The following is a 22,344-nucleotide window of genomic DNA, read 5'->3' as shown; positions in this document are numbered from 1 at the left end:
GTATTAAGCTTTTTCAGAGTTAAGAAATATCATGCGAAAAATAGTAATTGCCGGCGGCACCGGTGCTTTAGGGAGCGCTATTGTTGCACGGTATTACAATACCGAAACCGAGATAATAATTTTAAGCCGGCGCACCCAGCCAAACGATAAAAACATCCGGTATGTGGCCTGGGATGCAAAAAACCTCGGCCCTTGGACGCAAGAGCTAGAAGAAAGCACGGCCATTATTAATCTGGTGGGTAAATCGGTGAATTGCCGGTATACGGAGGAGAATAAAAAAGAAATTATCCGTTCCCGCGTCGATTCCACCTTAGTAATTGGGCAGGCCATTCAGGGTTTAGCGCATAAGCCGGCGGTTTGGATTAATGCCGGTTCGGCGGCCATTTTTGGTAATTCAGGCGAGGAAATAAAGGATGAAGGTTCGGTAACCGGCGATGGCTTTTCGCCGGAGGTTTGTAAGCAGTGGGAGCAAGCTTTTTTTAAAATTTCCATCTCCGGCGTGCGTCAGGTTTTTCTGCGGATTGGTTTAGTCCTGCAATCGGGCAAAGGCGTACTCAAACCTTTCGCGAACTTAGCGAAAACCGGTTTTGGCGGTAAAATCGGCTCCGGCGAACAGTACATGACCTGGATTCACGAAGAGGATTTTGTAGCCTTAATCGATTGGGTAATCCGGAATGAAGTAAACGGTATTATTCATGCGGCCAGTCCTTTTCCGGTGAAGAACAAAGAATTTATACGGGAAATCCGGAAGGCTTTAAAAGTACCGATTGGTTTACCTAATCCCGCTTTTTTAACGCGTTTTGGCGCTTTGTTCATCGGCACCGAAGCCGAGTTAGTGCTATCGGGCAGGCGGGTAGTTTCAAAGATTCTGGCCGAAAAACAATTCTTTTTTAAATTTCCGCAAATTCAACAAGCTTTAAGACAATTACTTTAAGTTAGCCATGCGGCGGCTTTTCAGCTGTTTTAAGGGTATTTCTGATTACCTAAATAAAGCTGCTTCTAACTAAATATATCGTTTGGAAACAGCTTTATCTTACCTTCCGCCTAAAAAGCTAAGCCAAATTGAAAGCCTAAGGTTAAACTCGTCGGGTGATCGTTCCCGAACCGCACGGGTAGGGGTACGGCTACAAAGTAATTACTGTTGGTATTTTTTTTAACCGCGTAATTTAACACCGGCGTAAACCCATAACGCCCGGAAGTCTCAAAAGCCGCTCGTCCGGCAAAGGTAAAGCCGTGCCCCAGGGCCACCAGTACGCCCGGGTGAAATAAAAAGTTGCTCATGCGGCTCGTTCCGTTTTCGGCCCGAATAAAAGGCACAAACTCCGCCGAAAAGCCAATCTTCGCACTTTTCCAGATATTTATGCCGGTAGGCATACCCACTACGTAATACCCGTCGAAATTGGTAGTTGTCTCGTCTTTGCTGAAAGTTACCAGTGGGTGAATAATGCCGACGTAGCCGGCTACTTTGGGGTAAGTTACGGGCGGCGGTGCCTGGGCTTGACTTGCATGTGGTTTAAAAAGCAGGCAGATTATTGCTATAAGAAGTAACCTGGCTAAAAATTTAAAAAAATGAACAAATAAATTGCTGTCAGGTAATAGGCGAACGAGAAACATACGAGTAGAATAATTAATTTACCATGCAATGCTAAGCAGGTACCTTTTAGAATAATAGAATGTAAATAACCATTTGTATATAATTTACTTTTTTTAAAATAACGCAAGTTTGTATTTATAAAAGATTGATTAATGCCCCAGCCTCCGCTGCTACTTATAAAATTTAAAAATTTGTACTTTTTAACTACTTAAGTAGTTGGTCGTTATTAGTTGTTCGTTGTTTGATTGTTAGTATTTTAAAAATCAACTACTTAGTCGAACTTGTCTATCTATTTAATTTTGTCCAAGTACTTATAACAGGTATTCTAACAAAAAATAGTAAGGCTGTTTGATACTAGTTTCTGTCTAAAAGTTTATCCTACTTAGTTGAGTAATTAAAAGCAATTACACCAGTTTGGCTATAGCAGACCCTCTAAGGTTCTGGTACCGGAGGCATTCCGAAGATGGAGTCGAGGAAAGAGAGCTTAGGCCCCTGATAAAGCCAAAAGAGGCCCATTGGCTACGAGGCAAAACTTGAACTGTCAAACTCGATAGCACTGGAGCCTGGATACTTGAAAAGGCTCCAAAGAAAAGCTACTCCTACTCCCTCAAGCATTTACAAAATAAAACTACAAACCAGATAATGCATTAAACCCGCCAGAGCACTTATTCCAATCCAGGTGATCATCCCAATCTTAAAGCGGTACATGGCTAAGAACGAAATCATCATCCAGGTCAGGCTAAAATAATCCAGGTTGCTGAAGGTTTTCTGGGGAACTACCACGGCGAGCGCGAAGTATATCGTTAAATTTAAAATTACGCCTACCACCGCGGCCGTTACAATACTCAGCAGTGCTTTTACCTGCGGGTTATCCTGGGTCTTTTCGATAATGGGCGCACCCGCCAGAATAAATAAAAAGCAAGGTAAGAAAGTATAATAAGTAGTGAGCAAAAGGCCTAAACTACCCATTAAAATAGAACTCTGAAAATGATTATAGCCCGCCATAAATCCCACGAAAGCCAAAACCATAATCAGCGGACCGGGAGTAGTTTCGCCTAAAGCCAAGCCATCAATCATTTGCAGATTACTCAACCAGTGGAATTTTTCGACGGTTACCTGCGCTACGTAAGGCAACACCGCATAAGCACCGCCAAAAGTTACCAAAGCCGCTTTGGTAAAGAATAAAGTTAATTGTTGCCAGAAAGCAGCGCCCGTACTGGTGTAAAACAGTGTAAAAGGCGCTAACCACACTAGCAAGGCAATCGCTAATTGCAGGATGAGCCGTTTGCTCGAAAAGCCGGTACCCGGAATTTGACTGCCGGAATGTAGATAATACCCCGTTTCGTCGGTTTGTTTTTGCGATCCAACTTGTTTTTGACTTAATAAATCAGGGTAAATTTTTTGGCCGAGCCCACCCAGAAGTACTGCGCCCATAATTAAGTACGGAAAAGGAATATTCAAGAAAAATACGCCGGTAAAACTTAAAGCCGCTATGCCGTAATGAAACACACTCAGCAGCGATTTCTTGCCAATTTTAATTAAAGCCAGGATAACAATAGCTACTACCGCGGGTTTTAAGCCGTAAAACAATACCGCTACCCAGGCAATTTTACCGAACATAACATAGGCGATGCTTAGGCCCAGTAAAATAAACACCGAAGGCAGTACAAAAAATATTCCGGCTACTAAACCACCCACCGTGCCATGCAGCAACCAGCCAATATAAGTGGCTAACTGCTGGGCTTCCGGACCCGGCAACAACATGCAGTAATTAAGGGCATGTAAAAATTTTTTATCGGAAATCCATTTTTTTTGATCTACCAGAAATTCGTGCATAATACCAATCTGCCCGGCTGGTCCGCCAAAACTGATAAAGCCTAGTTTAACCCAGAAAAAGAAAGCCTCTTTAAAACTGGGTTTCACGACGATGGTAGAGGGGCTGCTGCTGATAGAAGGGTTCCTCATAAATCCGGATAATGCCTCGCAATGATTCGTACAAGGCTACAAAGTTTTTGGCCGGAAAAATAGAACAAAATTAACCTTTTGTATCCGCTTTACCTTTTGCTAAGTTTTTGCGGTAATCCGAAGGGTTCTGGCCGGTATATTTTTTAAAAATCCGGGTAAAATGGCTCTGGTCGGAAAAGCCGGTAAGGTACGCTATTTCGGAAAGCGAATGCTGGGGGGCATTCAGCAATTGCGTAGCTTTTTCGATGCGTAGTTTCCGGATGTACTCGCCAAAAGTTAAATTATCAAAATACTTTGAAAACTCCCGCGATAAGTAGGCTGGGTTTACATTTAAATCTTCCGAAATAGCCTTTAAACTCAAACTCAGGTTGGTATCCATTTGGTCCTGGATAATTTCTTTTAACTCGGTGGCCCAAACCGGTATTTTTTTCTTTTCGGATTTTTTTTGATGAAGGTAAGTATTAAATATCTGCAACAACAATTTTTCGGTAGGGCTCTGGGTATGTTTTTCTTTATATAAATGCTGGGCCCAACTGTACAGGCTATCGTATAGCAGCATGCCTTTTTCGAGCAGTTCGTAGTCGTTGGTAGTATTATAAGCCAGCCCAGCCGAGATAGCCCATAAACCGGCCGATTCGCTAGCCAGAGCGTGGTCGTCGGTATCGGCGCCCCGCACAATGGGCGCCAAGCGGTGTAGCGCTGGGTCGGTGAGGCGGTATTTCTCCAGGAAATAATCAAAGGTACAACGGTCTTCGTAGTGGGTAAACTCCGTATCGGGAATATCAAAAGGCGTGGCCGGCAGCTCCGCGGCTAATCGGGGAATATCCGCTACCGGTACGAATATAATTTCGGCTTCCGGGTCAATAAACCGCCGAATGAGCCACGGGCAGGCAATCCGGTCAATTTTGGGGCGCTCCCGTGTAATCCATTTCATGGTGGGTAAATTACTAAAATTTGAAAAAGAGAGCTTACTTAAATTTATCTATTATTTGTTATACATAGTATATTAGCTAAAATTGGTGCGTTTATACCGCTATATTGGTGTGCTAAACGCACCAATGTCGTTTAGCAGTATATTAGGCAACATTTAAAATGAATATAAAAAGTACCTATAGAATATTCTCTAGTATTTTGCTTCTGTTCCTGCTAATAGGAGTTCCTTGTGTAACAGTGATTTCAGTACTAGCAATTGGGTTGATTTTAAAAGACCCAAAGCAAATATTAGTTTTAATGTTTCCATTACTAATGGCTTGTACTCTATTGCTTTTAATCTATCACCTAAAATATAAATGGGATATCGTTGAAATAGACAAAGAACAGTTGAGAGTAAAAAAGCTGTTCGGGCTAGGTAAAGAAATTACCATCGGCTACTCTGATATAACAGCCATCCCTTCTTATGAAAATGTGAAGATTGGCAATGGAGAAATATTGATTATTGAAGCCAATGGAAAAAGAGTTACAGAAATATCAGATTTTACCTATTCTAATTTCAAAGAATTAGTGTCTTCTCTTAAAGAAAAGATAAAATTAAAAGAATACAGCCGAAGACCTTTTATAGAAAGAATGAAGTTAGCCTTAAAATAAAAGTATAACATTGCCTAACAAGGCATAAACGCCAGCCTTCGGCCTAAGGCCTTCGCCGTCGTTTATACTAGACGTTGGGCGGAATATTTAAGAATGAAAGAAGTTTACACTAAAAGAATGTGAAGAGAAAACTCGTGAAGCAAGCAGTAATATTTGTGCTAGCGTTTGCTATAATCTCATGCACAGACCCAAAATCACACAAAGTAAGGGAAACAGCTCCTGCTGTTCCAACAACAGTTCAAAAGCAAGTTGAAAAAGAACCAGTAATTATAACCGAAGAAAGAGAACCTGCCGAAACTCCCAATGTTTCAAAATTGGAATTAGAAACATTCACTTCATATCCGGATGAATTTAGCGGATGCGGTTGCTCCCTCTTCCTTACCGAGCAAGACAAACAAGAGCAGAAATACATTTATCTTGATGCGGGTGACATTGCCATGATAAAGCTGAATGAGGAGGTCCACACATTCGAGTATAAAGGAAAGGTTAAAGGAAACACTCTTTATACTAGTAACTCGATGCAAATTGAGGTGAATATAACAAAGACCGTAGAAAATACTGAAATGGAAGAGACATCAGATGTTGAGGGGACTTTTACTGTTACTAAAGGAAATGAAAAGTTAGTGCAAAAATTTATTGGATACTGCGGTTGCTAAATTAGAAATTAATAAAAAAGATACTTCGCCCAACAAAGTGCATAAGCCATGCTTTGGCTGATAGCCTCGCACACCTCATGCACAAGCCGTTAGCAGCCATCATGAAAAACCTATTACCTTTAATACTCATACTTATTTTTACTAGTTGTGGTAAGCATTCAGAAACTAAATCAGTTCTAGAAAATGGAACTGCAAAAATAGTTAGTGTGGATACACTTGAATTTTTTAAAGACACGATAAGTTTTGGGCAAAGGAATAATAATAAGATTGAGGTTTATAAAATAGGTACTGATGAAAATACAATTGCTAAAATTTGCCTTTATGAAAAAAATAAAAACCAATGGAGACTAAAGGATAGTTTGATATTGGAAGCTGTTAGGATTAATGAATTAGAACCGGAAATCAAAGACTTTAATAATGATAATTTCAATGACATTATATTCACAACTGGTATGGCAGCTAGAGGTGGAAATATTGTACAAACTCTAATTCTTTATTCTCCTAATAATAAATCATTGAAATGGATTAAAAATTCAGAAAGCTACCCCAATTTATTGTATAATAAAAAACTTGATTGCATTGATGCTTTAATTTTAACCGGAGGACAGACAACATACTTCCTAAAAATTGAAAATGACAGTTTAAAAGAATTTGCAAAGGTTGACCAACGTGATGGAAGAATTATTGCTGAAATTCTTGACGTGAAAAGAGAATGGAAGGAAATCGAAAACATAGAAGATACTCCGGAAAGCTTTGATAGATTTATTAATTTTAATCCAATAGAAAAAAGAAAATAACGGCTGCTAACGGTTAGTATAAAAATCATGCTTCGGCCGACGGCCTTGCACATTTTTTATACTAACTGTTAGGGGTAAGCTAAAAAATTATAAAAAGAGGAATGCTTAAAAGAATTGCGGATAAGCCATATAGGTTCTTGTTCCTGCTAATCCCAATCATACTGCTATTAGCTCTATTGGGAATTAGCAATACAATTGATATTCAGATTCATGACTCCTACCTCGTAATAGAGCCATTACGTTTTGGATTACTTCTTTCTGCTATCTTAGGATGCTTTGGTGGCCTTTATTGGGTAGTTAGAAAAAAGAAGCTTACCGACTGGATGACAACAGCGCATGTTTTAGGCACAAGTATTGGGTTGCTCTTAATAACTGGTTTATGCCTCAAGGTTGATTTATTAAATAAAACTTCTGGAATTAGCTTTTATAACTATGAGCAATACCAAGCGATTCTTTTGATTGCCTACACAGTCATGTTTATTTGGTTATTTTGCCAAATATTATTCCTATTGAATCTTACTGTAGGTGTAATAAGAAATATAAAAAAGTAAAAATGCCTTCCCCTAACAAGGCATATACAATATCCTAGCTTCGCTGCGGCCATTGTATATACAAACCGTTGTGTGTAATTAGAATATAATAATGAATGTTGAAGAAGCAACTTTTAACCCTATTCAGTATAATCTTGTGTAGTCATGTAATTATTGCCCAAGATTGTCTGCAAACAGGATTATCAGACAATTTCAATTTTAGAATAATAACCATTAAAGGTTTGAATGAGGATAGCCTTGTACACACTATAAAACTTGAACTTTTAATTATTGATAAAATTAAAAATGTTGAAGTACAAAAAATAGAGTTTAATGCCGAAGAAACGTTCGATGCAGATTTTGATGATTGTTCCAATATTAGGTCGTATGTTACTGGATTAAATGAGACGGATGAAGCTCCCGATAACGATTATGGGGATTTTATTGTGGCTGATTTTAATTTCGACGATAAAGAAGATTTTGCAATTAAAAAATACTGGGCCGGAGGTAGTAGTGGTCCTGTGTATAATTATTATATCCAAGACAGAGCTGGGAAGTTTGTAAAGGATAGCTATTTAAGCGAAGAAGTTGAATTCTTTCCTTCAAAGTTTGACAAAAAGAGAACAAGTCTTCAGGTGATTGTGCCGGTTGGCGCATGTAGCATAGCCAAACATGTTTATTCTTTTAATACCAGAATAAATAAATGGAAAGAAAAGAGTCATAGATTGAAAAGTTATTGTAAAAAATAACAACGCCCAACCACACCTAAAGCACACTAAAGCATGCCTTAGCCCAATCCGTTAATGGTAATTGGAAATAAAAATAGAAGATGGTAAGGTCAAAAAATTATAACAAAAGAAGGCTTCTGCTTTTTACCGTATTTTTATTTGGAATTGTAGTTCCTTTCATTCCCTCTTTGGCAATAATTGAAGCTTTTTTTCTAATCATACCTTTTGCTATCATCTTTATATTAACCTTAGTTTACTTACTATTGAACTTCTTCATTGGAAATACGAACACAAACAAGGTATTATTCATCTTCTCCATTCTACCAACATTTATTGTTTCTCAAATTTTTGCTGTATTTGTAGTCGATAAAGTGCAAAGATTTAGAAGTGAAGAAATAATTCAGAAAGTTCATCAGATTAAAAATAGTCAGGGAGCGGCTCCCTGAAAAATTCGACGCATCAATGGGAATCACATATCAACGATTAAGAGATAAATGTAAATTTTCTGTTAGCTATTCCAGAGGATTCATTGTGTTTATAGATATAGCAAGAGACAAAGCATTTAAAATAGAAAAATAAAATAACGCCTTCTAACCATACCTTTACCCCAGCCGGATTGTATTCCACTTCCAATGAAGAAACTTTCTAAGTCGGTCCTGCCAGTCGCCTGAATAAGTATAAGCCTGGTTTAAATAATATAGTAAAAAGTACCATTTTAAGATATAAAAGATATCTTAAATAATTGATAGAATAGGGTAAACCATCATTTGCTCTTACTCTGGGGGAACACCTGGGTTTTAAGTTACTAAACGGAAGCAGGTGGAATCCGAAGCAGCGAGTGTAATCCAGTTTTTCCAGGCAATTGCATTAGAACTTCCCTAAACACAAAACAACCCGGTGCGGGCAGATGAAGAGTGTTTCCTGATCTGCCCGCACCGGGTTATAAATTTAAAAAATGCTAGATATATATATCTTATCCGTTAATGAGATTAAAATTTTAAAAATTATTTGATTTAATCTTTCGCGTACGGGACTGTTTTACACTGGTTTTAATTTCTATTTGCCAGTGATCATCTCTAACAACATCTCCGGCTCGTTGGTAGTAATAAAATCAACGTTTTCTTTTAAAAAATTTTCCAACATCGCTTTTTCGTTTACCGTCCAGACGTTAATGGTAAGCTTGTTTTGTTTGGCCTCCTTCATCCAACTGGGGTTTTTCTGTAATACTTTAAAATGGTAATCCAGCCCGAAGAAATTAGCTTGAGCCAGCTCGGTTGGCGTTTTATCGCCGTTTAAATACGCCACTCTGGCATAAGGCGCCAACTTCATTACTGCGGTGCAAACATCGTAATCAAAGCTAATGTAATCTACCCAGGCTTGGGCCTGTAAGTCTTCTACCATTTTCACAATTTTACGGGTGGCTGCCAGGGAGCTTTCCTTTCCTAACTCCGAAGCTTTAATTTCCAGGATAAGCTTGGTTTTGGTTTGTTTTAAACCCGCCTTTAAGTAATTCTCGAGAGTAGGGAAAGCTTCGCCGTGCGAAAGTTTAAGGGCATTCAACTCCTGAGAAGCTGCTTTAGCAATGGAAATGCCTTGAATAGCGGCATCGTGGTTTACATACAGTACGGAGTCGGCCGACATTTGCACGTCAAACTCGCTGCCTTCGCAGCCCAGAGCTACCGCGTGGTTTAAAGAAGCCACCGAGTTTTCTGCTACGCCGGTATTCTTCCAGGCGCCGCGGTGCGCCACTACTTTATTCCGGATAAACGCGTCTTTCACAATCCGGAAGCTATTCTGGTATTCGGCAGTGGCAGTTTTTACTTTTACCACTACCTCCAGCGGGCTGTTGGCACTGTTTACTTTTTCTTTCCGGACAGAAAGCTGGTGATCTTTACTTATTTTAAAAAAGTCGGCGTGCTTGCCGCTCAGGCTGGTACTTTGAATTTTTAGATCCTTTCCGGTTCTTAGCTTAACCAAACCAATTACTAACCGGTCTTTTGCAAAGGTATAATTAGCCAAGTAAACCGGTGAAAACTGGTTGGTTTGACCGATGCTGTTTTGATAAAAATAAAGCATGAAAATAAAACTTAGAAACACTATTTTCTTCATAAAGCAGGTTATTGGTGGTAAAGTACGCTAAATATACTAGCTGAGGTAAAAAGAAGGCGCCTCCTTAACTAAAATTTAAAAAAGATCAGAAAAGCTTAATGTTGCGGTAACATTATTACTCAAACCAGCATTTCCATGCTCCATCCTCTTAGTTAATCATTCCTAAGCCGGAGGCTTCTTAAAAACTGAGTTTAAACAGCTGTGCTGCTTGTTAAAGTAATGAATTGCGTTCTTTTTTTACCTTTAAAATGCTTGCTTACCGCACCATTAGCGCTTTATTCCTGTAAAAACGGGCTAGCTGGTAAATCAATTTTGGGTTTAGTTTTTCGGAGCTTAACCCCCTTACGCAGCAATAAGCACATAGTAAAAGCAGGTTTTATTCGTAGTGGATAATCGAAACAAACTATTTCGGGAGGATGTAGTATGTATACTTCTAAGTTGCCTTTTAACGAAGCCTTTTTATTTTACAACTTGTTTTGTTTCGTCCAAAATAAATTTACTTTGCGTTAGCGGTAATCTCTCTATATACAGCTTCAATTTTATATGCTTCAATTTTTTAATTTATTAACCAATTGCTAAAACCACGGCTCCAATCCTAAAATAAGCTTTGGTGTTTTTGCTGTAACTAGTGCCATTTTGTTGTAAAAAGTACTTTTTGTTTTTTAGAAGTAGTGTCTTGTTTGCTTGGTGCCGGCAAGTTTTTTTAAAAATTTTACTTTCCGGAGAATACTTTATTTGCTGTAAACCATTATGTATTTTTAAATTTAACTAACTCTATGACCAACCTTTACCCGAAGCATTTAGCTGCTTTCCGATGGATTTGTTTATTAGTATTTCCTATTTGCTTGGCTATACCCGAAAGTAAGGCCCAGCCAACTAACCAACCGGGGCGCTCGCCCCTGAAAATGGCTCCTACCGACGCTTTAAAAAAAATAGGTCCGGAGCTGGCAATTTTAAAAAAGCAGCAGGTGGCCCGCCAGAGTACTGCTACATTACCCGCCATAACCCGGCACGCCAACACAAGCCTGTTGCAAACACGAGGCAATTACGTGGTAATAGAAGCTCTGGCCGAAAACTCCCCCGCTCAATTGCTAGCCGATTTGCAAGCTTTAGGCATGACTCGCCCAGCCTCCTTCGGCCGGTTAGTCTCGGGCCTAGTGCCGATTGCGGCCCTGGATAAAGTAGCGGCCCTGGCTAGCTTACACTCCGCCCGACCGGCTTATAAACCTTTTACAAAAATTGGTAAAACTACTTCGCAGGGCAACAAGGCCCTTTATACCGATGAAGCCCGCAAACAGCAGATAATCACCGGTAAAGGCAGTAAAGTAGGTATTATTTCCGATAGTTATAATTCTTTAGGGGGAGCCGATGCCGGAGTGAGATCCGGTGATTTACCCGGCAAAGAGAATCCGAATAATTTTACCACTCCCGTGCAAGTATTACTGGACGAAGCGGCTGACACGGCTCCCGACGAGGGCCGGGCCATGGCCGAAATTGTGCATGATCTGGCACCGGGTGCCGAATTAGCTTTTTACTCCGGAAACTTTGGCGAAGCCAGTTTTGCCCAGGGCATCCTGGATTTACAAAAAGCGGGTTGCAACATTATCACCGACGATCTTATTTACTTCGCCGAACCCATGTTTCAAGATGGAGTGATTGCCCAAGCCATCGATTCGGTTAAAAAAGCAGGCGCCAGTTATTTTACGGCGGCTGGTAACAATGGAAGTAACGCGTACCAGGCCGCTTTTAAATCGGGGGGCGTCGCTTTTTTTGGCAGTAAATCTGAATTTGGCCCGGTAAAAGTGAAAAACGCGCATAATTTTGCTCCGGCGGGTAAGAAAAAAGATGTTACCCAAAAAATATACGTACCGATTGGGGCCACCATTTATATTACCTTTCAGTACAACGAACCGTTTTATTCGGTGGGAGATGGTACCAGCGCAGGCGCTAAATCCGATTTAGATATTTACTTACTCTCGGAGGATACTACCAATGTGGTTGCCGGCTCGGCGCGCGCCAACGTCGGCGACGATCCCGTAGAAGTGTTTCGTTTTACCAACGATGGTTCCTACGAAAGCAATTATTTTAACTTGCTCATTGACAAATTTGAAGGTCCAGGATCAGGCCCGAGTATTATAAAGTATATTGTTTTTAAAAGCGGTAGCGACGAGATTTCGATTGAAGAATACTACAACGCGGGTAGCACCATTTTCGGGCATAGTAATGCGGCCGGTGCCATTACTACCGGGGCGGTATTCTTTTTAGATTCTCCTGCTTATGGCACCTCAACGCCGGTTGCCGAAAGTTTTTCTTCGGTAGGGGGTACGCCTATTTTATTTGATGTAAACGGAAAGCCCCGGTCACGGTTAGTCCGCCGAAAGCCCGAAATAATGGGACCCGACGGGGTTAATAATACTTTTTTTGGTGATTCGTTTTTGGATGAATTCTACTTTTTTGGTACTTCGGCCGCGGCACCCCACGCCGCTGGCGTAGCCGCCCTGATGCAGGAAGCCAACGGCAATGCCTTAAAAGCCGACCAGATTAAAACCGCCCTGCAGCAAACCGCCCTGAACATGAACGAACCCGGCTTCGACTACGAAACCGGTTATGGATTTATTAACGCGCAAAAAGCCATTGCGCGGGTGGCCATGCCCCGGGTACTGGAATTGTTACTGGTAGATGCCGATTCGCGAAAAACAATTCAGGTACTACAAACCGGCGATATTCTGAACCTGACCCGATTACCTTCGCGCAACGTATACATTCAGGCCCGTACCGGTCCGACCCAGGTAGGTAGTGTACTTTTTAATTTTGACGAAACCGAGGTAACCGAAAACAAAACGCCGTACCTGTTTCCGGGGGCAACGGCTGATTTTTTTAAATTAACCGAAGGCAGCTATACGTTAACGGCAGTACCTTATACCCAGGCCAATGGCAAGGGCAGCAAAGGCGTTCCGCTTACCATTAGTTTCCGGGCAGTAGAAGAGAAAGTGGTACGGTTTGAGTTGTATAACGTCAGCGATGGCGCCATGATTCAGAAACTCGCGGAAGATGATGTATTAGACCTGGCAACTTTACCGGCGCAACTAAACATCCGGGCGGTAACCAACCCGGTGGTAGTGGGCAGCGTACAGTTTAACCTCAACGGCCAAACGACCGTCGAAAATATTAATACCTACGACTTAGCCGGCAGCTCCGGCCAGAGTATTGCGTTTAAACCCGGCGACTACGCTTTAACGGCAGCTATTTATCCTTACGAAATGGCGCGCGGAGCAGCGGGCGGTACTTTAACCGTTCATTTCCGGGTAATAGACCGTAGCCTTAAAACCCAAGATGGGCAGCTGGCAGTGTATCCCAATCCGTTTTCGCAGCAAGCTAAACTGCGCTTTAGTGTACCTGCCACCCAAAATGCCACGCTTACGATTTACAATTTAAACGGGGCCGAAGTAGCCGTACTGCACCGCGGCGAAGCCAGAGCGGGCCAGCAGTATGAATATACCTGGAATGGTGGTTCGCTGCCGGGCGGTTGGTACATTAGTCGCTTAGTAACGGGCAAAACCGCGCTGCACCAGAAAATTCGCTTGCTAAAGTAAAATTTAAAAAAGCAATCCTGCCGCCTGTCCCTTAGATTTTCCGGGGTCAGGCGGCTTTGTTTTTAACAGCATAGCAAAGTGCCAGCTACCTAAACGGGTATGTATGGCAGGAGGTCTCTGAGTTAGGCCCAAGTTTTTTAACCTGATTAGTATAAAGCATCTGCGTAATAAAAGGAATGCTTATTAGCCAGAAAAAGCCTATCGGTTATCCCGAAAAGGCTTTTTCTGGCTGATTAACTTATAGAATTTAAATCATGTATTCTGAAAATAAAATCAGGAAAGTACTGGATAGCAAGATAATTTTTTAAATTTTTTTAATTCCGCAACACCTTTACCTGCAATTTAGAAGCACGTTGGGCATCGTGATAGACCCGGATCGTGGATTTGATGTAATCTTCGGGTTTCGCTTCGTAGATGTTTAGAAACTGCTGCGGATTGCGGTCAGCGAGCGGGAACCACGAGCTTTGGATTTGCACCATGAGTTGATGCCCTTTTTTAAAAGTATGTAGTAAATCGGGAATTTCGTATTTAACCGGGGTTACTGTGTCAGGTATAAAAGGAGTTGGATTTTCGAAACTACTCCGGTATTTGCCCCGCATAATTTCGGCGCGCACCAGTTGCTGGTAACCGCTCATGTTAGCCGTACGGCCGGCAGCGACCAGGGAGTCCGGGGCATCTTCGGGGTAAACATCAATCAGTTTTACTACAAAATCAGCATCGGTGGTGCTGATGCTCACGCGCAAATCCGCCAGAATGGAACCTGCTAGAGTTAAATCGCTGGCAAGCGGCTCGGTGGCAAAAGTTAAAACGTCGGGGCGGGAAGCGGCAAAGCGCTGGTCGTCGAGCATGTATTCGCGGCTGCGCGACCGGTGCACCAAACCTTGGTAAGGCACTGGTTTAGCCGGATCAGATACGTACTCCTGAAACGAATTAGCACCGGTAGGAGCCGTAAAGCCGAGTTTACCGTTCGGCCATAAATACAAAAACTTTTCTTCCAGGTTAGCCAGCGGCCAGGTCGCGAATTTTCGCCATTTGTTGGCTCCAGTTTGGAAAACAGTAGCTTCGGCTAGTTTCGGAGCTGGGCCCTGATTTTTTAAATGGTAGTTCATGAAAGGCAAAAACAAGCTATCCAGGTAATACTGGCCGGTGGGAGCACCAAACTTTATATCGCCTAAGGAACTGGCATCCGACCACCAGCAACCGTGGCACCATGGCCCCATTACCAATTGGTTTGTAGCTTTCGGGTTTTGTTTTTCCAGCTTCTCGTAGGTTTCCAAAGCCCCGTATAAATCCTCGGCATCGAACCACCCTCCCACAACGAGCAAGGCTGGTTTTAGATTTTTAGCGTGCGAAAGCGGATTCCGGCTTTTCCAATAGCTGTCGTAATTGGGGTGGGCCAGAATATCGTTCCAGAACGGAATGCTGTCTTTAAAATATTCGGTATTGGCGCGTTTGGGCGTTTGCACCGTGCGCAAAAAATAATCGTAGTTGTTGCGGTTTTTGCTGTTGGTTACGCCAAAAGTACGGGTGGCGGGTTTGTCGGGCGAGTCCTGGTTAAAGCGCGGTAGAAAATCAAAAAAGTCCATCCAGAAAAAAGCGCCGTTGTGGTGCACATCGTCGCCAATAAACCAATCGGTAACCGGGGCCTGCGGCGAAACTGCTTTTAAAGCCGGGTGGTTGCTAATGGCCGCGGCGGTGCTGTAAAAACCCGGGTAGGAGACCCCGTGAATTCCCACCCGGCCGTTGTTACCTTTTACGTTTTTTAAAAGCCAATCAATGGCATCGTAAGTATCGGTGGCTTCGTCGGGTTGCTTTTGTTTTTGCTTGTTGGGGTTGGCGACCAGTGCGCGTTCGTGGTCGTACTGGCCCGCAGAGCGCCAACGGCCACGTACATCCTGCTCTACAAAAATAAAACCTTCCTGCAGGAGCCGTGCAAAGCTGGCGGCAGTATAAAAACGGCTGTACAACCGCGTGGCATTGTACGGGGTACGCGTCATCAGAAAGGGATATTTTTTTCCTTGGCCGGTGTCTTTGGGCACCAGTATTTCGGTATATAACTTTGCGCCATCCCGCATGGGAATCATTTCTTGGCGCCACTCGTAGTTCTGCGCCAGGTACACACTATCTTTTTTTTGCTGAGCGGTGAGTTTTACAACCGGCGTTTGGGCATAATTATTTAAAATAGAAGAGGCACTCATGATAAAAACACAAAGTAGCTTTTGTAGCATGGTTTGTTTAAAGTAAAGTGTTAGCGACATCAATGCTTAAAATTAAAGAGATTTACCACACCCGTACTTATTTTTTAAAAAAGAAGGTCGATTGCAAGGTTTAATGCCCCTAACTTGGCTACCGGTTGCTTTAAAAGGCCACATTTTGTTTTCTAGAGAAGTAAATAACCGCGATAAAGTTTTTTCTATGGTAAAACCATTTTATTTTAGAAGCAGATACCAGCAGTTACCGGACAAATTTCTGCGGTAGAATCAGCGCTCAATAAACTACCGGTGCAGGAAGAATCTACCCTTAGACAAAGTGCTTAAAAATTTAAAAAAATGATTTATATCACCCAGCTTATTTACCTTATAGAAGGGCAGGAAACTGTGTTCGATCAATTTGAAGCGATGGCTATTCCCTTGATTGCCAAATACCAGGGCCAGCTTTTGTTCCGGGTACGGCCAGCCCAAGCCGCTTACATCCAGAGCGCGATAGAGCAGCCTTATGAGATTCACTTGGTAACCTTTGCATCGGACCACGACCTGGCTAACTTTATGCAGGACAAAGAGCGCCAAAAGTTTCTGCACTTAAAAGAACAATCGATAAAATCGGTTTTGTTGATAAAAGGCGAGAAGCTCTAATCCCAAAATTGCCGTTTTACACAAAACGTAGTGAGGCTTTTTTCCGGGATTTTTTAAATTTTCGTATTGCATGTGCCGGTAAATTTAATGGCGATAAATACGGAAAAACTTGCTGGTAATACGTAATTTAATTTGCTGCAAAAACCTGGTTCTTCTTAAATCTGTAGAATACTGGTTAGGGTAATAGCAGTACCCTGAATCGCCTGATTTCCGGAAAACGGACATCTGTTTTAAAGCTTTTTTCGGAATATTCGTCTTGGTCAGCCGCTCTGGGCGCTTTTTAAGGTGAATATTTTTGGTGTATCCTTAAACCTGTGGGGTGAAGGATGCGCACTGCGTGGTAAAGTTTTGAATAATTGCTCCTGCGGATAGAAATAATGGTTGACCCGCTAGGTAAAAGTTACGGATCATAAATCCGGGCTATAATACCGGCTTATACATGGCCGGTTACAACTGTTATGGAGTACAATAAACGCCTATGCACCATATTATGTACATTAGTAAGGCTATTGTAGCCATTCCGGAAGAAGAGTTAAAAGAAATGGTTGTGCACTGGGGGCAGAATAACGAAAGGGATAGCATAACGGGAATGCTGTTGTACAGTGGCGATCATTACGTGCAATTAATTGAAGGGCCCGTTGAAAATTTAAAAAAACTGTTCATCAAGATCAACTAGGATTACCATCATACCAATATCATAAAGTTAGCCGACGGGGAAATTACGCATCGTTTATTTGCTGATTGGACCATGGGTTTTCAAAGCGTAGCCGAAGAATCGCTGGCTGGCATTAAAGGATACGTAAATCCGGTAAGTACTCATTTTGAGGCTAAACTACCCGACCCCGAAGAAAACTCGCCGATAGCCGTGCTAAAACAATTCGTGCAGTACAACATAAAAAACAATGCTGTTTAATAGTAGCCATTGCTTATTCCGGATACCATTACTTTTAATATTACGAATGCTTCCGGGAAAATCGCGGGCTATTTTAAAAACGCTACTCCATTACGGTATGTCCGGTAAAATAAGCAGACAAAAAGAGCGTCGAGGCGTTGCTGGAACTACAAGTGTTGCCCGCATTTGTTGTCTGGCTGAAACCAATAGTTTCTCTCCCGGATCATGCCACTTGTTTCAGCCAGAAAAATTATTTTAATGCTCTATTCCAGAATAATCGAGTTGCCATAAGCTTTATTGGCTGAAGGCCTGGTTTTTAAAAATTTAAAGAACACTGGGCTGTTTTTTGTTTTTAGTAACATCGCAGAGCATATCCGAGTGAATGTTTAAACCGATATTGGTAAGATTATACACGTGCTCGCTAACAATCAGATAGATAATGTCACAAATCTCCCGCTCAGAATAAAATTGTGTTAAACGCTGAAAAGTGCCTGGTTCTACTTTTTTGTCCCGGGTAAGTTCTGTGGCGTAATCCAAAGCAGCCCGGTCCGCTTCCGTAAATAACGGGCTAATTGAGTAATCCAGCAAGGCATCAAATTTCGCCTCATTCAGGTTGTTTTTAATAATATGGTACCGGCCAATATCCATACAGAATAAACAAATATTTAAGCGGGCTACCCACTCCCGGATCAGTAAAGCAGTTTCCGGAGAGAGTACTACTTTTTTATCTAGTTCCGAAATTTTACCCGCCCACCGGCCAAAAGCCAGGGGCATGCGGGCCGAGTAAACTTTTAAAGGTGTAATTACTTTACCATATTGCTTTTTAGTAAAAAAATAAACTAGTTTCATGCCCCAGCTAGCGGGCTTTTCAATTGGCTGCAGAAAGGTTTCCATTTGTTTTATAGTTAAATGATTAAAAGATTATTTAATAAGGATGGATTTTACTTTATCCGATTGGTAGTTCAGTTTCCAGGAGACTAAAGCCATTATTCCAAACAACAACGACCAGATAAACTGACCGAAACCATCGCCCACGATTACATGCGATAAAAAACCACCAATGAAAAGAATCACTACTCCCGCGTAAGCCCATTCTTTCAACAACCAGAGCCCAGGAATTAGAATTACCACAGCGGCGGCTATTTTACCAATGGCCAGGATAGCAGCTAAATACAAGGGATAGCCCAAGTGATTTAAAATAGAATAGACATAGCCTTTATTCAGGAGGTTGAAATCCCATAAAGCGCCGTAGAAGAGTTCAAATACTAAAAACACGGTTACGAGCCAATAAACGGTAATCCGGTATTTAGAATAAGGGGATGTTACCGGAAAATTAAGAAGGTTTGTCATAAGGGTACAATATTTAAGATGGAAAGTGGATTTGCTTTAATATTTTTAATTTATCCGGGTCCAGAACCACATTAATCTGGAGCAAAGTGCCCAACTCCGGGTGCAGATCGAAAACCGAGCAGGAAGTCAGCCGGTTGTTTACAAATGTCAAAAGGGCTGGTTGGTGATTGACAACCGTGTATAGGATGTTGGCCGATTGGAGAAACCGGTGATAAATCATTATTTGTAAAGCAGCTACTTGGGTAGCACCCAAACAAATACTGGCTGCCAGCGGCACTTTGCCGCCCCCATCGGCATAAAAGCGAATGTCAGCGGCCATAATACTCTCCAGTTTTTGGGTATCTCGTTGTCGGATGGCGCTTAAGAACTGTTCTAACACTTCGCGCGCGTGGGTATCGGGCAATTTGGTGCGTTTGGGGGCTGGTTTAAATATGCTGGCCTTGGCCCGGCTGAGCAGCTTCCGGGAATGTTCTTCGGTTATCGTTAATATTTCTGCTATTTCGGCGTGGGAATAATCAAAGCTTTCCCGCAGAATAAACACAGCTCGTTCCACGGCGCTCAATCGTTCCATTAACACCAACAAAGAATACGAAAGCACTTCGTCGAGATGAAGATTGCGGTCCGCGGCGTCGTCGGTGGCTACGGGCTCCGGTAACCAAAGTTCTTTGCTGCGGACGGTTTTCTTTTGCTGGGTTTTTAAATTAATAGCCCGATTGATTACCGATTTTATCAAATAACTTTTTTCGTCTTTAACCTGCTCGTTAGAACCGGACAAGTGCTTCATTAATACTTCTTGTACGGCGTCTTTCGCGTCGTCTACTACCCCCAAAATGTTATAAGCATAAGGGAATAGTACATCCAGGTATTTATCAAAGGTGTGGTGGGGTAACGCTGGGTTCATGGTAGTTCCGTTTAACTTTTATCCGGGATTAAAGGGTTTATAGTTACAGCTTTGATTTAATAGTTTGCCCGGATAAACATTGGTTTTATGAAAGACAGTTGAGTGCCACAAAACGTGACACTTTTTTAAAAAATGTATAAACTGCCGGCAATTTAATTCTGAAAAGCTGTCTGTTGTGAATTATAGCCGGAAGAAGCAACCCACCAGTTATATGCCTTTTTAAACACTTTAATCCGGAGCAATTAAAAATGAAAAGCAGCGCCAAACCCTTTTTAAACTTTATAGAGTTTGGTTTTCGCCAGAGTGTCTCCGTAGAACTAAGGAGTAGATTTGCCTGGAAAATGCAAGCCTAGCGAAATAAAAGACAAGGGCTAACATTGCATTTACTAATTGCTGGATATAAATTGTTATTTTAAAAACAGAAACTTGAATCTTAAAATATGAAAGGCTTCCTGGCGCTACTTGTTCTCACTTTATCTTTTTTGCCGATTAAGGTAAGATCGCAGACTAAACCGGAAAAAAATGATAGAAGTTGGATTGATCAATCGAACCGGTATACCAAGCAACTCATCGATCTGGATAAAAAGTATACGCCCGAATATGGTTCGGCGCAGGGTTTAGCGGAATATGATACGCAAATAGCAATTCCTACTTTGGCCAACCAACGAGCCGAACGGAAAGAGCAGGAAGCTTTAGTAGCTCGGTATGTGGCTGCTGCTAAAACAGAAAAAGCAGGACCGGTGGCGCAGGATTTGCATATTCTGATCGATCACTTAAAGTTAGGCTTTCGGCGGCAGGATTTTGAAATGCGCCGGAAAGTACCGTTTCTGAACGCTGCTTCGATGATTTACGACGGGCTGGAGATTCTGTTGGACGACCAAACCCCGGCTGCTCGCCGCCAAGCAGCGGTTGTTCGGATGCAAAAATACGCTGGCCTGGAAAAAGGCTACCGACCCCTTACAGCTACGTTGCAGGATCGGGTAGCGCAGCAAATCGCCGGCCACGACATGATCTATCCTTCGCGCCAACAGATGGAAGTAGAATTATCCCGGAACGAAAGTATCATCACGGGTATAGCCGAACTATGCCAAAAACATAAACTTACGGGCTGGGAGCAGCCTTACGCCGAACTAAAAAAACAAGTGCAGGCGTACGACCAATGGACACGCGAGCAGGTGTTAATAAAAGCACGGACCGATTTTCGGCTGCCGCCGGAAGAATACGCTTTAGCTCTGGAAGATTACGGCATTGATATTCCGCCGGCCCAGTTGGCGAAAATTGCGCACGCTGCTTTTACCGAAATTCAGAACGAAATGAAACCCATAGCGGAGCAAATTGCCAAAAAGCGTAACCTGCCCTCGCGTAATTACCGCGACGTAATCCGGGAATTAAAAAAGAACAAGTTCATGGCGATTCCATTATTCCGCTTTACGAGCGGCACCTGAAAGACCTTGAAAAAATTATTAATGAACACCAACTGGTAACGTTGCCTAACCGGCCGGCTATTATTCGATTGGCTTCTGCTGCCGAAACGGCGCAGTCGCCGGCTCCGCACATGGTACCCCCGCCTTTTTTAAATAATACCGGCCAGCGCGGCGTATTTGTTTTGCCTTTGAACATGCCCGCGGCTCCCGGCGAAAAAAACCTAAACAAATACGATGACTTTACCTTTGATGCCGCGTCTTGGACGATTACCGCCCACGAAGCCCGCCCGGGGCACGAACTGCAATTCGACAAAATGGTAGAAGAAGGTGTTTCGCAGGCCCGTAGTTTATATGCTTTTAACTCAACGAATGCCGAAGGCTGGGGCTTGTATTCCGAATACCTTATGCGTCCGTATATGCCGCTCGAAGGAAAACTCATTTCTTTGGATTATTTATTGCTACGGGCAGCGCGCGCATTTCTAGATCCGGAACTGCAGGCCGGTAGCATTACCCAAGAACAAGCGCTGGCGGTACTCACCCAAGACGTGGTGCAATCTACGGCCTTTGCCCAGCAAGAAGTAGAACGCTATACCATCCGGGCTCCCGGGCAGGCGAATAGCTACTTTTACGGGTACACCAAAATGCTGGCTTTGCGGCAGGTCACGGAGCAGGCGTTGGGTACCCAGTTTAATGCCCTGCGATTTCATGATTTTATCTTATCCCAAGGACTATTATCACCTATGCTGATACGGGAAGCCGTGATGAAGCTATTTATTCCGGGGGAGCAAAAGAAATAAGCGGAGGTGCAAAACTCCAAGCAGAAAGAATAATTTTTATCTTTCTGGAATCGAGTTAGGGTTAAAATTATTAATTCGCGTTTGCAATATAAGGCCCACCCGTTTCACCCCATCCCCATTGCGGCATGGGTTCTTGCTGGTTCATAGGATTTTCTGTTAGTTGCGAATTAATCACGGCAATACGCGTACCCCATTCGAGATAACCCACAAAGGCCGAACGGAATTCCGGATCGCTTTTTAATCCCACTTCATCCGCGGATTGAAGTAAAAGGTGTACCCAGCGTTGCCTTTTTTCTTCGTTCAGCATTTTGCCAATGTGGTGACTAATCATCGAAGCATGGCTGCCCCCGTCTTCCAGGGTGTATAGCTTATCGCCCCCAAAAACCTCTGCTACAAAATGAGCCACGTGTTTCACGTGGTTAGCCGACATGTTTTGAAATACTTCGCCCAGTAAATCATCTCGTAAAACTTTGTCGTAAAAAGTGGTAAACAAGGTTTCGAAGGTCTGGGTATCCCCGGCCCATTCGTATAAGGTAGGTATATTCTTCATTCTTGTCTGTGTGTAAGGTAGA

The 22,344-nt window shown here is 42.5% G+C and carries 19 protein-coding genes and 1 pseudogene; 11 read left to right on the top strand and 9 right to left on the bottom strand.

Features of this window, described 5'->3' with window-relative positions; translation table 11 throughout:
• The first annotated feature begins 31 nt into the window (after nt 1-31).
• Nucleotides 32-934 carry a TIGR01777 family oxidoreductase gene (locus tag AHMF7616_RS13850; protein WP_115373428.1) on the top strand — a complete coding sequence of 301 codons (903 nt, stop codon included), beginning with the start codon at nt 32-34 and terminating at the stop codon, nt 932-934.
• Between the two features lie 110 nt (nt 935-1,044).
• Here the strand turns inward: AHMF7616_RS13850 and AHMF7616_RS13845 are convergent, their stop codons facing one another.
• From AHMF7616_RS13845 to AHMF7616_RS13835, 3 genes are all read right to left on the bottom strand, one after another.
• Entirely contained in the window at nt 1,045-1,614 is a 570-nt protein-coding gene (locus tag AHMF7616_RS13845) for a hypothetical protein (protein WP_233507548.1), read from the bottom strand.
• A 595-nt stretch (nt 1,615-2,209) separates the two neighbouring features.
• A complete protein-coding gene (gene chrA, locus AHMF7616_RS13840) occupies nt 2,210-3,559 on the bottom strand; it encodes a chromate efflux transporter (protein WP_115373427.1) in 1,350 nt (449 codons plus the stop codon).
• A 70-nt stretch (nt 3,560-3,629) separates the two neighbouring features.
• Nucleotides 3,630-4,493, bottom strand: a complete 864-nt coding sequence (locus AHMF7616_RS13835; RefSeq protein WP_115373426.1) for a chromate resistance protein ChrB domain-containing protein — start codon at nt 4,491-4,493, stop codon at nt 3,630-3,632.
• A gap of 158 nt (nt 4,494-4,651) precedes the next feature.
• Here AHMF7616_RS13835 and AHMF7616_RS13830 point away from each other — a divergent pair, with 158 nt between their 5' ends.
• The 5 genes from AHMF7616_RS13830 (at nt 4,652) to AHMF7616_RS13810 (ending at nt 7,875) form a co-directional block, all read left to right on the top strand.
• A complete protein-coding gene (locus AHMF7616_RS13830) occupies nt 4,652-5,143 on the top strand; it encodes a hypothetical protein (RefSeq protein ID WP_115373425.1) in 492 nt (163 codons plus the stop codon).
• Between the two features lie 119 nt (nt 5,144-5,262).
• Nucleotides 5,263-5,799 carry a hypothetical protein gene (locus AHMF7616_RS13825; RefSeq protein WP_115373424.1) on the top strand — a complete coding sequence of 179 codons (537 nt, stop codon included), beginning with the start codon at nt 5,263-5,265 and terminating at the stop codon, nt 5,797-5,799.
• A gap of 101 nt (nt 5,800-5,900) precedes the next feature.
• A complete protein-coding gene (locus AHMF7616_RS13820) occupies nt 5,901-6,596 on the top strand; it encodes a hypothetical protein (protein ID WP_147275685.1) in 696 nt (231 codons plus the stop codon).
• Nucleotides 6,597-6,697: 101 nt separating this feature from the next.
• Entirely contained in the window at nt 6,698-7,147 is a 450-nt protein-coding gene (locus AHMF7616_RS13815; protein ID WP_115373422.1) for a hypothetical protein, read from the top strand.
• A 95-nt stretch (nt 7,148-7,242) separates the two neighbouring features.
• A complete protein-coding gene (locus AHMF7616_RS13810) occupies nt 7,243-7,875 on the top strand; it encodes an XAC2610-related protein (RefSeq protein ID WP_115373421.1) in 633 nt (210 codons plus the stop codon).
• Nucleotides 7,876-8,910: 1,035 nt separating this feature from the next.
• Here the strand turns inward: AHMF7616_RS13810 and AHMF7616_RS13800 are convergent.
• Nucleotides 8,911-9,963, bottom strand: a complete 1,053-nt coding sequence (locus tag AHMF7616_RS13800) for a glycerophosphodiester phosphodiesterase (RefSeq protein ID WP_199474226.1) — start codon at nt 9,961-9,963, stop codon at nt 8,911-8,913.
• A gap of 776 nt (nt 9,964-10,739) precedes the next feature.
• Between AHMF7616_RS13800 and AHMF7616_RS13795 the strand changes: the two genes are divergently transcribed.
• Complete coding sequence (locus AHMF7616_RS13795) at nt 10,740-13,556, top strand: S8 family serine peptidase (protein ID WP_115373419.1); 2,817 nt, start codon at nt 10,740-10,742, stop codon at nt 13,554-13,556.
• A 314-nt stretch (nt 13,557-13,870) separates the two neighbouring features.
• Here AHMF7616_RS13795 and AHMF7616_RS13790 read toward each other — a convergent pair whose 3' ends face one another.
• Nucleotides 13,871-15,784, bottom strand: coding sequence for a CocE/NonD family hydrolase (locus tag AHMF7616_RS13790; protein ID WP_199474224.1), 1,914 nt, complete (start codon nt 15,782-15,784; stop codon nt 13,871-13,873).
• A gap of 321 nt (nt 15,785-16,105) precedes the next feature.
• Here AHMF7616_RS13790 and AHMF7616_RS13785 point away from each other — a divergent pair, with 321 nt between their 5' ends.
• The 3 genes from AHMF7616_RS13785 (at nt 16,106) to AHMF7616_RS26430 (ending at nt 17,321) form a co-directional block, all read left to right on the top strand.
• Nucleotides 16,106-16,408: a DUF1330 domain-containing protein gene (locus AHMF7616_RS13785; RefSeq protein ID WP_115373417.1), complete on the top strand. Its 303-nt coding sequence runs from the start codon at nt 16,106-16,108 to the stop codon at nt 16,406-16,408.
• Nucleotides 16,409-16,886: 478 nt separating this feature from the next.
• On the top strand, nt 16,887-17,084 hold the full coding sequence (locus AHMF7616_RS13780; protein ID WP_115373416.1) for a BLUF domain-containing protein: 198 nt from the start codon (nt 16,887-16,889) through the stop codon (nt 17,082-17,084).
• A 72-nt stretch (nt 17,085-17,156) separates the two neighbouring features.
• Nucleotides 17,157-17,321 (top strand): hypothetical protein, encoded by a 165-nt coding sequence (locus AHMF7616_RS26430; protein WP_158546169.1) that lies wholly within the window; start codon nt 17,157-17,159, stop codon nt 17,319-17,321.
• Nucleotides 17,322-17,624: 303 nt separating this feature from the next.
• On the opposite strand, the gene AHMF7616_RS13775 is transcribed toward AHMF7616_RS26430, so the two are convergent.
• Genes AHMF7616_RS13775 through AHMF7616_RS13765 form a run of 3 tightly spaced genes read right to left on the bottom strand, consistent with a single transcriptional unit; the run spans nt 17,625 to nt 19,551 of the window.
• A complete protein-coding gene (locus tag AHMF7616_RS13775) occupies nt 17,625-18,194 on the bottom strand; it encodes a carboxymuconolactone decarboxylase family protein (protein WP_115373415.1) in 570 nt (189 codons plus the stop codon).
• A 27-nt stretch (nt 18,195-18,221) separates the two neighbouring features.
• Nucleotides 18,222-18,650: a DoxX family protein gene (locus AHMF7616_RS13770; protein WP_115373414.1), complete on the bottom strand. Its 429-nt coding sequence runs from the start codon at nt 18,648-18,650 to the stop codon at nt 18,222-18,224.
• Between the two features lie 13 nt (nt 18,651-18,663).
• The gene (locus AHMF7616_RS13765; RefSeq protein WP_115373413.1) at nt 18,664-19,551 is read right to left on the bottom strand and encodes a sigma-70 family RNA polymerase sigma factor; all 888 of its coding nucleotides are present in this window, start codon (nt 19,549-19,551) and stop codon (nt 18,664-18,666) included.
• Nucleotides 19,552-19,991: 440 nt separating this feature from the next.
• Here AHMF7616_RS13765 and AHMF7616_RS27155 point away from each other — a divergent pair.
• A pseudogene (locus AHMF7616_RS27155) lies at nt 19,992-21,772 on the top strand (DUF885 domain-containing protein).
• 70 nt (nt 21,773-21,842) lie between these two features.
• Here the strand turns inward: AHMF7616_RS27155 and AHMF7616_RS13755 are convergent.
• Nucleotides 21,843-22,322 (bottom strand): group II truncated hemoglobin, encoded by a 480-nt coding sequence (locus AHMF7616_RS13755; RefSeq protein WP_115373412.1) that lies wholly within the window; start codon nt 22,320-22,322, stop codon nt 21,843-21,845.
• Nucleotides 22,323-22,344 lie beyond the last annotated feature (22 nt).

Source organism: Adhaeribacter pallidiroseus (assembly GCF_003340495.1).
GTDB classification, from domain to species: Bacteria; Bacteroidota; Bacteroidia; order Cytophagales; family Hymenobacteraceae; genus Adhaeribacter; species Adhaeribacter pallidiroseus.
The sequence above is the reverse complement of the archived record's forward strand: the minus strand, read 5'-3'. Positions and strand labels throughout refer to the sequence as shown.